Here is a 13,049-nt window from a genome sequence, read left to right as displayed (position 1 = left end):
GTTGGAAGAGTCAGAGCCTGTTATTTTTCGAAATGGATAAATTGCAGGCTGTTGTTCTACGTGGCTTGTCTCCAAGTTTAATCGGAAAACGACGAGTTTGATTCAGGCTGTGAATAATATGTGCTGAAAACCCGCTTTTTATGGTTAAACCGACAACTCTTGAAAAACATTATTTACATTTACTTACAAACTTAGTTATTATTTATGTAATAAAAATAATTCTCACTTGCATTGCAATTAAGTGATTATCCGACTTATGTGGCTTTTGATTCGTGACACGCGATTCAAACGGCTCTTGGGTTAAATGCAAATTGACGCTTTATACATGGATGAACCGCCAATGAAAAAACAGCTTTCACTCAACCTAATTATGGCATCACTGTGCGTGGCGCCAGTTTTCGCCAATGCTGCTGTGACACAGGAAGCAGTGGTAAAACACTATGCTGATATTGCGCACAGCGTATACAGCGACTCTCTGACTACCGCACAATCGCTGGATAAAGCGATTGATGCTCTGCTGGCTTCACCGTCGCAGGCAACTTTGACTCAGGCACGCGAAGCCTGGAAAAAAGCACGTGTGCCGTATCAGCAGTCTGAAGTTTTCCGTTTCGGCAATGCCGTGGTGGACGACTGGGAAGGGCAGCTCAACGCCTGGCCGCTGGATGAAGGGCTGATCGACTATGTTGCGCAAGACTACCAGCACGAAATGGGTAATGAAGGGGCGAATGCCAACATCGTAGCTAACCGCACGATTCAGGTCGGTAACCAGAAAGTGGACGTTACCAAAATCACCCCGGAACTGCTGGCTGAACTGAACGAAATCGGCGGTTCGGAAGCGAACGTGGCGACCGGTTACCATGCCATTGAGTTTTTGCTGTGGGGTCAGGATCTGCACGGAACGGCGGCTGGTGCCGGTGAGCGTGCCTACACGGATTTTGTGGTGGGTGCCGGTTGTACGCAGGGTAACTGTGAACGTCGTCGTGAATACCTGAAAGCCGCTTCTGAGTTGCTGCAAAACGATCTGAACTGGATGGAGCAGCAGTGGTCCGCTGACGTGAAAGGTAACTACCGTGCCGAGTTGCTGTCAGACTCAGCTGAAAATGGCCTGCGGAAAATGATGTTCGGCATGGGTTCGCTGTCGCTGGGTGAGTTGGCTGGTGAGCGTATGAAAGTGGCGCTGGAAGCGAATTCTACCGAAGATGAGCACGACTGTTTCTCAGACAATACCCACAACTCTCACTACTACAACGAGCAGGGCATCTACAACGTCTACACCGGTACTTACCTGCGTGTAAACGGCCAGCTGGTTTCAGGCCCGAGCATTCACGACCTGGTTGCGGAGAAAGACGCCGCCGCAGCCAAAGACATCAAGGCACAGTTTGACCGGACTCGTGACCAGGTACATACCCTGGTGGACTCCGCGGAGAAAAAACAGCAGGCCTTTGATCAGCTGATCGCTGCTGGCAACAAAGAGGGCAATGCGCTGGTGAATGACGCTATTTCAGCACTGGTTCAGCAAACTGCCAGCATTGAGCAGGCTGCGGGTCTGATTGGGGTGAACAACCTGAATCCGGACACTGCAGACCATCAGTTCTGATTTTTTCGTTGATAATCAAAGGGCTCATGATGAGCCCTTTTGCCGTTTTACGTGAGCAATAAGCAATGAAGTCGTTATTTTCTTTTGCAATGCTGTCCGCTTCTCTGGCGGTCGCGCTAAGCAGCCCGGCGCTGCAGGCTAAAACCTCGCAGTCTGCTTCTTCTGAATCATTGACGCCGGCCGAGATCGCTGCAATGAAATCCGGCGGTGAAACCACCGTGCGGAAATCAGGGGCGAATGCATTTTCTCTGCCGGCTACCAATCTGCCGCTGACCAAGCGGCTGGATTTCAGTGTCGGCAACAGCTTTTTCCGTAACCCCTGGGTACAGGCACCGGCGACCACCGATGCCCGTGATGGATTGGGCCCGTTGTTTAACACGAACGGTTGCCAGAACTGCCACATAAAGGATGGCCGTGGCCACCCACCGGCAGAAGGGGACAGCAACGCCGTTTCCATGCTGGTGCGCCTGAGTATCCCTGCGGTAACGGACGAGCAAAAACGAGCCATTATCAACGACGGCGTGATTCCTGATCCCGTCTATGGTGGGCAATTGCAGGACTTCTCGTTGGAAGGTGCGAAACCTGAAGGTCAGATCCATATCGCTTATCAGGATGTACCGGTGAAACTGGCTGACGGTGAAGTGGTAACCCTGCGTAAGCCGACGCTGACGATCACTGATCTGAACTATGGTCCGATGCATGCAGATATCATGATGTCTGCACGGGTTGCACCGCCAATGATCGGCTTAGGTTTGCTGGAACAAATTCCGGATGCCACGCTGGAAGCGTTGGCTAAACAGCAACAGCAGGATGGTCAGGGAGTTTCTGGCAAAATCAACCGAGTTTGGGATGTGGCAAAGCAAGAGCTGGTGACCGGCCGATTTGGCTGGAAAGCTGGTCAGCCGACGCTGATGCAGCAAAATGCAGCGGCTTTTAATGGGGACCTGGGCCTGACCAGTGAGTTGTTCCCGGTTGAAAACTGCACCTCATCACAAACGGCTTGTACCGATTTACCCAACGGTGGTGCGCCGGAAGTCAGCCATAAAGTGCTGACCTTTGTTGAGTTCTATTCACGTCACCTAGCAGTACCGGCTCGCCGTAATGTGTCTGATCCTCTGGTGGTTCAGGGCGAAAAGCTGTTTGCCGATATCGGCTGTCAGAGCTGTCACCAGACCTCGCTGAAAACGGCACCAAACACCGAGCTGCCTGCTTTGTCTGAGCAAACCATTCATCCGTACACCGACCTGTTACTGCACGATATGGGGGAAGGTCTGGCGGATCATCGCGGTGAGTACCTGGCCGATGGTCGCGAGTGGCGAACAGCGCCGCTGTGGGGATTGGGTTATACCCAGGAAGTGAATGGTCACACCCAGTATCTGCATGATGGCCGGGCACGCAATACTCTGGAAGCGATCCTCTGGCATGGCGGTGAAGCGCAAGCAAGCCGCGATCGTGTTGTTCACCTGTCAACGGCAGAGCGTAAAGCGCTGTTGGCTTTCTTGGATTCGCTGTAAGGATAAAGACGTACCATGCGTAATCAAACCACTAAGACTGTTACTGCTGGTGTTGCCGTTAGTCTGGCTGTAGGTGCTGTTGCATTGCTCAGTGGCTGCCAGGAAGACGTCACTACCCGTACAGCCGTTCTGAGTCAGTATCAGACGGCAACCGCGGATCTGGCCACCTCGACCCGGGCATTATCGGAATCTATTGCACAAATCTGTCAGGCACCGTCAGAAGAGCGTCTGGCGCAGGCGCAGCACAACTGGCAGCAGGCTTTTCTTAACTGGATGCCGCTGCAGGGCCGTGAAAAAGGCAGCGAAGCGGCGCTGGCCTTGAGCTGGCAGATCCAGTTCTGGCCGGACAAGAAAAACACCACAGGACGTAAACTGACTCAGTTGCTGAAGCAGGATACGACCTGGACGCCAGAGGCGATGGCTGAACAAAGTGTCGCTGTACAGGGTTTCGGGGCGATGGAGTGGTTCCTGTTTGATCAGTCTGATGCGCTGCAACAGGCCGAGGGTTGCCAGCTGGCACATGCGGTCAGCCTGCGTCTGGCAGACAGTGCAAGTCAATTGCAATCGGCCTGGCAAGCAGACCCGTGGCAGGAAATGACCCCGCAGATGGCGCTGGGGGAATACCTTGGGGCGCTGAATAACCAGATGGATTACACCATCAAGAAACTGACCCGGCCGATGGGCAAACCCGGCTCGCCGAAGCCTTATCAGGCTGAAGCGTGGCGTGCCCAATATTCCCTGGCCAGCCTGAAAGCCAGTGTCGCGGCGATGCAGGCACTGTACCTGGCTGATGGCAAGGGGATCGATGCGATGCTTCGTGAGCGCGGCTTTGCGGACACGGCAACACGTATCAGTCAGCGGTTTGAGTATCTGCTGTCCGGCTGGCCAGCCAGTGAAGCTATGGTTCCGCTGCTGACCTCTCGTGATGGCTACCGCGAACTGATCAATATCTATAACGGACTGGAATACATTCAAATTGCGCTGCACGACGAAGTCGCGCCGGAGCTGGGTGTTGTTGTGGGGTTCAATGCAACCGATGGTGATTGATCACACCCGCCGTAAGCTGCTGCGTGCCGCGCTGAGTGGGCTGGCTGTGATGCCTTTCGCCGGGCTGGGCGGATGCAGCGATGAATCCCGTGCGGGTAAATCGCTGGGATTAACATCTGCGTCAGAGCCCATGGCCGATGCAAAGATTGCTCACATTATCGGTTGCTCCCGTCAGGGTGAGGGACAATTCGGTGTTGTTGCGGCCGCGCTGGACGGGCAGCCTCTGTACCAGGTGCCGTTGCCTGCACGGGGCCATGGTGTCGCCGTGCAACCGGGCGGGTCGCTGGCGGCAGCTTTTGGACGACGTCCCGGCACATACCTGCAGGTCTTTGATTACAAAAATGGAACGCGCTGGCCGATTTATATGGCAGATGCCGGGCGGCATTTTTACGGTCACGGGGTGTTTTCACCGGATGGCAAGCTGATCTATGCCACTGAAGGTGAATCGCAAACCAGTCAGGGGGTGATTGGGGTGTATGAGGTTCAGCCTGCGGAGCAGGGAGGTCGGCTAACGAAAGTCGCTGAGTTCAGCGGCTTTGGGATTGGTCCGCATGAAGTGGTGCTGGCCGATTCAGAGACTCTGGCTATCGGCGTCGGTGGGGTGCACACCCATGGTCGTGAACCACTCAATCTCGATACTATGCAGCCTGCTCTGGTCTACCTGAACCGCCATACCGGTGAGATGGTGGATAAAGCGGAGTTACCGGATAAGCATCTCAGTATTCGTCACCTGAGTGTGACCGATACCGGTTCGATTGCCTGCGGCCAGCAATATCGTGGTAAGCCAGAAGATGCTGTGCCGCTGGTTGCGTTACATCGCCGCGGGCAGGCATTGCAGCATTTGGTGGCTGAGGAAGCAGAGTGGCTGCGCTTCAATCACTATATTGCCAGCATTGCCAGCCTCGATGGTTATCTGCTCGCCACCTCGCCGCGTGGAAATTGCTACGGTATCTGGGATGAAACCAGCGGAAAGCTGGTGGAGCAGCGTCCGTTGGTCGACGCGTCCGGCGTTGGCATTAAAGACGGCCAATGGCTGGTTGGCTCAGGTTCGGGACGTATCGTTGCCATGGATACGACTTTTACCGCGAAGACCGTACAAAGCCCGGTTATGTGGGATAACCACTGGAACATCATCTAATCAGGGCAAAGGGCAGAACCGCAGAATCAACCGGATATGACCACTTTTTAAGAATTGAAACAATGCCAGCTGGCGCTTACGGCTAAAGTTAGTCCGTCATAGAGTGCGTTTGCCATAATAATAACAATGGCAATGAGGAGTCAGTTGGCAATGGCTAAGTTAAGAAGTACCGGCCTGGTTCTGGTCGCTGCCCTTGCTCAGGCGGTTTCTGTGCTGTCAGAAGCGCAAGAAATCCAGCCTGTGCAGCCGCTTTCAACCCGTGCTGAGCTGGAGCAGCAATTTTCAGAAGAATTGTTGCAGCAGAAAAAAGCGCGTCAATGGATCCACGAAGTCGCCAATGATATTGCGACGATTCGCTATGTGGATCAGCTCGCGGATCTTTACCACAACATCGGTTTCGTGCCCCTGTGGCAGGACAGTTTCACGGCTAATGAATTTGAGCAGCAGCTGCGTATAGTAGCGCTGTCGAATATCAGCAGTGATTTCACCCAGCGTTATCAGTTACTCAAACAGTACAAGCAGAGTAATGATTGGCGTCAGTATGATCTGTTGGCGACCGATACCCTGTTTGCTTACATGAGCTATGTGGAAGGTATCCCGACATACGGTCGGGAATGGCTGTTCGGTGCGGGCGTTGAACCGCGTTTGCCGCTACCTTCTGAGATGGAGCTGGCTCGGCTGTATCGGGCCATCGAGTTTGAACAGCTGCGCTCGTTTGTGAATAGCCTGAAACCGGCAGACGACAACTACACCCAGTTGTTGCTGGCGATCGAGTCGATGGAAAGAGCGGCGGGATCACCCTGGCCGGGGTTTTATCAGCCCGGCATTATCCGGTTGGGCACTCGCCTGAAAGATCCGGAAGGGCTGATTTCGATGCTGGAACGGCTTGGCGATTTACAGAATTTCGAGGCTGATCAGCTGCGTTCAGCCAGAGTGCGAAATTACAACATTGATCTCGCCAATGCGGTGAAAAACTTCCAGAAACGCCATGGTCTGATACCGGATGGCGCAATTGGCCCCAAAACCAAGCAGTGGCTTGCCCTGTCACCTCAGTCACGGGTCCGGGTGCTGGCGCTCAATGCGCAGCGAACCCGAATCTGGCCGATGAACCGGCCTTCAATGCTGGTGGTAAATATTCCCCGTTTTGAAATGAGTTTGTGGCTGGATAACCGGCAGGTACTTGAAAGCAAAGTGATTGTCGGCAGGCCAAGCCGTCGCACCCCGGTAATGACTTCCAATGTATCCTCAGTGGTGTTCAATCCGTACTGGAATGTGCCGATGTCGATCATGCGTAAGGATATTCTGCCAAAAGCCCGGTATGACCGCGGGTATCTGTACCGCAACAATTTTGCGGTGATCAGAAGCTGGAACAGCTCTGAGCAAATCCCGATTCATACCATTGACTGGCGGCTGATGAATGCCAAATCCTTCCCTTATCGCTTGCGGCAAAACCCGGGTAAAAACAATGCACTGGGACGGTTCAAGTTCAACATGCCTAACGACAATGCCATTTATCTTCACGACACACCGTCGAAACGGCTGTTTGCCAAGGAAACGCGCGCGTTCAGTTCCGGTTGTATTCGGGTAGAGCAGGCCGATGATCTGGCGACAATCCTGCTGACATATTCAGGCGTGCCGGAGCAGCGAGTGTTTGAGCTGAAGTCGCGTACGAAAACTAAGACAGTGGGCTTGCAGAACAAGGTGAAGGTCGAAGTGATCTATCAGACTGCCTGGGTGGATCAGGATGGGCTAGTGAACTACCGGGATGATGTCTACGAATATGACAAATTTGTAGCTGAGTCTCAAAACCAGCAATTATTTACATCCCTTTACCATTAGCTAAATTGCTTATACGTCAATAAGTAGGCAGTTTTCGTCCGCTTTTTAGACGATTTTTTGATAATTGATGGTTTGACTGCACAATAACTGAACGTTATCTTGATTCTCGTTTTTGATATTCCATGCGCAGTGCGGGGAGGAATATCAGCAAGAATTAACAAGCAGTTGTTGTAAAGTTATGTCTGATATTGATTACAAGCGCCGTCAGCTGTTAGTGGCTGGCGGTCTTACGTTAGGGGCATCTTTGCTGCCGGGGTTGGCGATAGCAAGCCCTTATAAAGCAAAGAATGAACGTTCTATCTCACTGTGTAACATTCACACTAACGAAGATTTGGAAACCCGTTACTTTGATGGTGAGCAGTACCTGAAAGACGAGTTGAGGAAGATAAACTACATCTGCCGTGATTTCAGACGTAATGAAGTGGCAAAAATGGATCGCCGTTTGTTTGATGCCATTACTGAAATCCAGTCCGGACTCGGGCATAAAGGGCAGGTGCGGATTATCTCCGGCTACCGTTCGCCGCAGACCAATCAGGCGCTGCAGAAAACCGGCGGTGTAGCGAAAAAGAGCTACCATATGAAAGGCCAGGCGATCGACTTTCATCTGGAAGGTGTACCGCTGTCACGAATCCGTGATGCTGCACTGGATCTTCGGTTAGGTGGAGTAGGATACTATCCACGAAGCGGATTTATCCATCTTGACACGGGCCCGGTTCGCCGCTGGAACGGCTGACGACTCGTTGATGGTAACAGCTAAACATTTTTGTTGTACGCCGAGCCGTACACCGACGAGCAGGACACAGAACAGCTATGCCAAGGCCTGAGAACCGCGTATCTGGTTTTTTCAGCCCTGCAGGAAAAGAATAATTACAAAGCCGACACTATCTCCCTCTCTTGGTAGCTGTCGGCTTTGCTGTATCTGGCATTTAGGTCGCGGCATTTGGCATTTAGATAGTGGACTGTTATCCTGCTGCCAGCATAGTAATCGTTAGGAAAAGTGATGAGTTTTCAATTTGAAATTGTGCCTGTGACTCCGTTTCAGCAAAACTGCTCTATCATCTGGTGTGATGAAACCAAGCAAGCAGCGCTGGTGGATCCGGGCGGTGATATTCAGCTGCTGAAAGACAAGGTGCAGCAATTGGGCCTGACGGTCACCAAGCTGATTCTGACTCATGGCCACCTCGATCATGTTGGTGGTACAGAGCCGCTGGCAAAAGAGTGGGCTGTACCTGTTATTGGCCCGCACAAAGAAGATGCTTTCTGGTTACAGGGGTTGCCAAGCCAGAGCCAGATGTTCGGGTTCCCGTTGACAGAAGCGTTTGACCCGGATCAGTGGCTTAACGATGGCGATACCATTTCAGTTGGCAACCAGACTCTGTCTGTTTACCACACCCCCGGTCATACGCCTGGTCACGTCATTCTGTTTAATGATGAGGCAAAAGTAGCGTTCGTTGGCGATGTGCTGTTCAAGGGCGGCATCGGTCGTACTGATTTCCCGAAAGGGGATTACCAGACCCTGATTAACTCCATCAAGGGCAAGCTGTGGCCGCTCGGCAATGATGTTGCCTTCGTACCGGGTCATGGCCCAATGTCGACCTTTGGTCACGAACGTGCCTCTAATCCGTTTGTCGCCGACGAAATGCCGTTGTACTAATAAGCTAGGTATTGCATCGTTACAGCTCTAGCCTGAACGCAGAAATTGTCAGAGATGCTGCCAGACAAAAAAGAGCCGGATGTTTCCGGCTCTTGCTGTTTTAAGCGTTGAAAAGCTAGAGAAGTAGAAAAACTAGAAGAAGTAGAAAAGCGAGATAAATTAGAGAAGAAAATTTACAGACCCCAAAAGGAACAGGTCAGGAAATAATCCAACTACTTACTTCAACAAATCAGGATGCTGCCAGATAGCGTCTTGCCAGCCCGGCGAAATCGGCTGCCGGTCGATCCAGAAAGTCCTCTGAAATAAAAAAATCGTACCCCAGAAATTCCCGGTTGTAGCGCATCCGGTTAGCCAACATGGCCTGCAGCCCTTTAAAGACGTAACCCGACGTCGTGTGATAGTGGCTGTCATCGAACAAGATGTCTTCCAGCTCATAGGGTGGGTCACTCATCCGCTTATGTGCCATGACCAATAATACCCTCTGATCCAGCAACAGCTTAGTGGCAACCCTCGGACAAATTGAACGAACAAACTCTTCATAATCTTTGAGTTTGATTCCCACCCAGGGAACCGGCTCATACCAGCCATCCACAGAAATACTGGCCTGACCGATTTGTTCGATGTTCTTCCACTTTGCCAGCCAGCCACCGTAATGGCTGTGAAACTGGATATGCATAAACGTCAGTGTGAATGAAAGCTCAGGGCCTTGCTGGTACTTGTAACCCAGCAAGACCATCAGCGCTGAACCAATCAGGATGATGGCAATGGCTGGCGGTGAAGCGTCGGGATAGAGAAAACCGAGTGCGCCAGCCACAAGAACGCCTATTAACCCGCCCAGATACATATTGGTACCAAATGGGGTAATCGGAGGATGGATATGTTGGGTCTTCAGATCACTCTTCATCACAAGACGTTGTCAGTTTTGTTACTGTTAGTATGGCTGAGACTGGTAAGCAGATCACCTTGGTTATGCAAGCTGGTTCAAAAATCAAGAATAAATAAAAAGAATGTGCATATGTGTATTTGTCCAGTTATTTGGGGTGAATGCTGAATTTTCCCCGCTGAGTTTGGATATTTCTTTATTTTTCAGCGCGTTTTGTGGGGAAATCTTTTGCTGGAAATGAGAGGTTGTCGCCTATTTTTGAGTTAAATCATCTTTTATTGCGGCTTAAATAACCGTTTGCTGGCATTTCTCTGACATCCTTGGTATAACACGCGCTTACTTTTTCCCGCTGGAACTATCGGGACAACTATCCAGTTGCCTCGTTAGATGGTGGTGACTGAAAGTAGTGCAACGGAGTAGGAAATTTAATGAGAATCTCTCACAAACGTAAAGTTCAGCTGAAGCTGCAAAAGCGCCTGAAAGGGCTGGTAGTTGAAGCAAAACCAGCAGCAGTTAAAGCTGTTACGAAGAAAGCACCAACTGCAGAAACAGTAAAAGCTGCTCCAGCGGCAAAACCTGTGGTGGAAACACAGAAGCCAGCCATGGCTGCGACTGTGTCATTAACACCTAAACAGCAGCAAGTGCTGGATATCGTGATGAAAAATGCGGAAGGCATCAACCCGAAAGGGATTGGTCTTGAAGCAGGTCAGGAAGATACAAAAGCCGCTTCTTGGGCAACCGGTGCGCTGAAGAAACTGGCCGAAGACGGTCTGGTTGAACGCATCCAGCTGGCAGGTAACAAGGTGCTGTACAAAGCTCTGTAATTTCGCATTTTTGTGCACTTTGCAATTTGACAAGTGAGGCTCAGGCTCTCATTGTTGTCAGGCGCTGACTTGCCAGACCCGTTCCTGTGACAACGACAGGGGCGGGTATTATCTCCCCCTCATTTTTTCTTTTTCCCGCCGTTTTTCCGCTGACGTTTTTCCTCTTTTTTCGCATCGTGTGAACCTCCGAAATTGCAAAAAACGGGCACTGCACCTCTTTGTCTCAAAATTGCATCAGGCAAAGACAAATTAATACTCATCCGCCATTCGCCTGTCGGAATGTCTCATCTCTGCTATAACTTATTAATAAAGAACCTTCACTAAGAAATGTATTCTGGTTTATCAGGGATGTAGCTACGCGGAGGCGAGTTTATGACAATGATAAGTGCTAGAGAGTTTTCTGACTGGCTGCGCAATCGCTTTGCTCATGAAGACCAGGGTGTATGCCTGACCCGTGATGATATTAATCAGTTGACCGGTCGTCAGAGTTTTTCACTGGGTTTTGTTCATGACATCCATTACGAACTGATGCAGCACGGAATGGCATTTGTCACTGATACATCAAGAGAGATTTTTTATCTGGTGCCGGTTTCAAACAAACCCTGGCGAGAGCAGTTGGAACGTCAGTATGAGCGTGAGCTCTTCTGTAATGTGTTGCCGTTGGATAAGTCAGGTTGAACCTATGAGCTGTCAGCCAAGCTTTCGAGTTAGAGGCCGTTTTCTTAAAGACAGTGGCTGACAAGAAAGGTCATTTAGGCTGAAGCGCAGATAAAGCATCCACCGAGACGCGTATACATAACGTAGGGCACAAATAATAAAACGGGAGCCAATGGCTCCCGTTTCAATATGTCGTGATGTCAGACAGAATGCTGGCTTACAGTACAGCAGCAATGCCTTTACACAGCGGCAGCATATTTGATTTGGTCATGCCGGCAACGCTGATGCGGCCTGAACCTACGATGTAGATTGCGAATTCTTCTTTCAGGCGAGCAACCTGATCTTTCGACAGGCCAGAGAACGAGAACATACCGTTCTGGCGCTCGATGAAGCTGAAGTCTGCATCCACACCCAGATCTTTCAGGGTTTGTACAAACAGCGTACGCATTTCCTGAATACGGTCACGCATGTCAGCGACTTCTTGTTCCCATTCTGCACGCAGAGCAGCGTCGTTCAGGATTTCAGTCACGATAGCCGCGCCGTGAGCCGGTGGGTTGGAGTAGATGACGCGAGCAATAGACTTCACTTGGCTGAAAGCGGTTTCGGCTTGTTCAGCATTCTTCGCGACCAGCGTAAACGCACCTACACGTTCGTTGTACAGACCGAAGTTCTTCGAGAATGAGCTGGCAATCAGCAGTTCTTCACAATACTGGGCAAAGATACGCAGGCCTTCAGCATCGTCTTCAACACCTTTGGCAAAACCCTGGTAAGCGAAGTCAAACATTGGCAGCAGTTGTTTTTCAACACACAGTTTAGCCAGTTGCAGCCATTGTTCTGCGGTTGGATCGATACCAGTAGGGTTATGGCAGCAACCGTGAAGCAGTACTACATCACCTGGTGCCGCTGTAGACAGGTCGGTAACCGCAGCGTCGAAATCCATATTTTTTGTTTCTGCGTTGTAGTAGCTGTACTGGGCAATTTCCAGACCGGCAGCCGCAAAAACGCCATTGTGGTTCGCCCAAGTCGGGTTACTGATCCACACTTTCACATCACCCAGTTGGCGTTTTATAAATTCAGCCGCCACACGCAATGCACCTGTACCACCTGGTGCCTGAGCCGTTTTCGCTCGTTTGTCGCTGATAATTGAGGAGTCAGCACCAAACAGCAATTGTTGAACAGCCAGACCATATTCTGCAGTACCCGGAATACTCAAGTAAGACTTGGTTGTCTCTTTTTCCAGCAGAATGGCTTCTGCTTTTTTTACTGTAGCCAGAACAGGAGTATTGCCAGATTCATTTTTGTAGATGCCTACGCCCAGGTTAATTTTTTCAGAGCGAGGATCATTCTTGAACTCTTCAGTCAGGCCAAGAATCGGATCGGCAGGTGCGGCAGAAATTTTCTCAAACATTATGATCATCCATGCTGATGTGAATAATAACGGTCAACCCCCTCTTTATACCTTTTAACGGACGTGATTGACAACAAATTGCAACAATTACATCAAATATTAATAGCTGGCAGACGTTTACGGGGTCTTTTGTTAATAAGTGGTTAATTTTGGTGTGGGTCACATTTTGGTAAGCTATGGAAACTTACTACAAATTCCCGAGTAATAAACGATCAGTGTGATATATGTCACTCAAAAACTGTATAAAAAATAGGTAACTACGTAATTTTATTAATGAAATGGGTTTTGTTGTTTGTCTACGTGAATGCGATCACGGATGGTAGGGCATACGATGTCATAGCATTGCACCCGATGGAATAAGGTCAAACATGATGAATTCAGCCTGTTACTGGCACGAAATGTGGAGAAAATTCGTGTTTGTACAGCTGGCGCGACGAAGATGCTAAATCTTCCCGGTTTTGCGTATGTCATGTTTGTCTGAATGTTGT

General features: G+C 50.5%; 12 protein-coding genes. 9 read left to right on the top strand and 3 right to left on the bottom strand.

Features of this window, described 5'->3' with window-relative positions:
- Window positions 1–340: 340 nt before the first annotated feature.
- From FH974_RS10010 to FH974_RS09980, 7 genes are all read left to right on the top strand, one after another.
- Window positions 341–1,597, top strand: coding sequence for an imelysin family protein (locus FH974_RS10010; RefSeq protein ID WP_047884226.1), 1,257 nt, complete (start codon window positions 341–343; stop codon window positions 1,595–1,597).
- Between the two features lie 65 nt (window positions 1,598–1,662).
- Window positions 1,663–3,111 (top strand): di-heme oxidoreductase family protein, encoded by a 1,449-nt coding sequence (locus FH974_RS10005; protein ID WP_084712472.1) that lies wholly within the window; start codon window positions 1,663–1,665, stop codon window positions 3,109–3,111.
- Between the two features lie 15 nt (window positions 3,112–3,126).
- On the top strand, window positions 3,127–4,158 hold the full coding sequence (locus FH974_RS10000; protein WP_047884145.1) for an imelysin family protein: 1,032 nt from the start codon (window positions 3,127–3,129) through the stop codon (window positions 4,156–4,158).
- The gene (locus FH974_RS09995; protein ID WP_047884146.1) at window positions 4,139–5,296 is read left to right on the top strand and encodes a DUF1513 domain-containing protein; all 1,158 of its coding nucleotides are present in this window, start codon (window positions 4,139–4,141) and stop codon (window positions 5,294–5,296) included. The genes FH974_RS10000 and FH974_RS09995 overlap by 20 nt, the downstream gene beginning before the upstream one ends.
- A gap of 150 nt (window positions 5,297–5,446) precedes the next feature.
- Window positions 5,447–7,135 (top strand): L,D-transpeptidase family protein, encoded by a 1,689-nt coding sequence (locus tag FH974_RS09990; protein WP_207103244.1) that lies wholly within the window; start codon window positions 5,447–5,449, stop codon window positions 7,133–7,135.
- Window positions 7,136–7,313: 178 nt separating this feature from the next.
- Window positions 7,314–7,868 carry a peptidoglycan L,D-endopeptidase MepK gene (gene mepK / locus FH974_RS09985; RefSeq protein ID WP_047884147.1) on the top strand — a complete coding sequence of 185 codons (555 nt, stop codon included), beginning with the start codon at window positions 7,314–7,316 and terminating at the stop codon, window positions 7,866–7,868.
- A gap of 267 nt (window positions 7,869–8,135) precedes the next feature.
- The gene (locus FH974_RS09980; protein ID WP_047884148.1) at window positions 8,136–8,789 is read left to right on the top strand and encodes an MBL fold metallo-hydrolase; all 654 of its coding nucleotides are present in this window, start codon (window positions 8,136–8,138) and stop codon (window positions 8,787–8,789) included.
- A 229-nt stretch (window positions 8,790–9,018) separates the two neighbouring features.
- On the opposite strand, the gene FH974_RS09975 is transcribed toward FH974_RS09980, so the two are convergent.
- Complete coding sequence (locus FH974_RS09975) at window positions 9,019–9,693, bottom strand: DUF2982 domain-containing protein (protein ID WP_047884149.1); 675 nt, start codon at window positions 9,691–9,693, stop codon at window positions 9,019–9,021.
- A gap of 407 nt (window positions 9,694–10,100) precedes the next feature.
- Here FH974_RS09975 and FH974_RS09970 point away from each other — a divergent pair, with 407 nt between their 5' ends.
- On the top strand, window positions 10,101–10,496 hold the full coding sequence (locus FH974_RS09970) for a hypothetical protein (protein WP_047884150.1): 396 nt from the start codon (window positions 10,101–10,103) through the stop codon (window positions 10,494–10,496).
- A gap of 119 nt (window positions 10,497–10,615) precedes the next feature.
- Here FH974_RS09970 and FH974_RS09965 read toward each other — a convergent pair whose 3' ends face one another.
- Window positions 10,616–10,756, bottom strand: coding sequence for a hypothetical protein (locus FH974_RS09965; RefSeq protein ID WP_157038306.1), 141 nt, complete (start codon window positions 10,754–10,756; stop codon window positions 10,616–10,618).
- A gap of 112 nt (window positions 10,757–10,868) precedes the next feature.
- Between FH974_RS09965 and FH974_RS09960 the strand changes: the two genes are divergently transcribed.
- Complete coding sequence (locus tag FH974_RS09960; protein WP_047884151.1) at window positions 10,869–11,174, top strand: hypothetical protein; 306 nt, start codon at window positions 10,869–10,871, stop codon at window positions 11,172–11,174.
- A 196-nt stretch (window positions 11,175–11,370) separates the two neighbouring features.
- On the opposite strand, the gene FH974_RS09955 is transcribed toward FH974_RS09960, so the two are convergent.
- Window positions 11,371–12,561, bottom strand: a complete 1,191-nt coding sequence (locus tag FH974_RS09955) for an amino acid aminotransferase (protein WP_047884152.1) — start codon at window positions 12,559–12,561, stop codon at window positions 11,371–11,373.
- Window positions 12,562–13,049: the final 488 nt, after the last annotated feature.

Origin of the sequence: Photobacterium ganghwense (assembly GCF_017329545.1) — a bacterium.
In the GTDB taxonomy this organism is placed as follows: Bacteria; Pseudomonadota; Gammaproteobacteria; order Enterobacterales; family Vibrionaceae; genus Photobacterium; species Photobacterium ganghwense.
The sequence above is the reverse complement of the archived record's forward strand: the minus strand, read 5'-3'. Positions and strand labels throughout refer to the sequence as shown.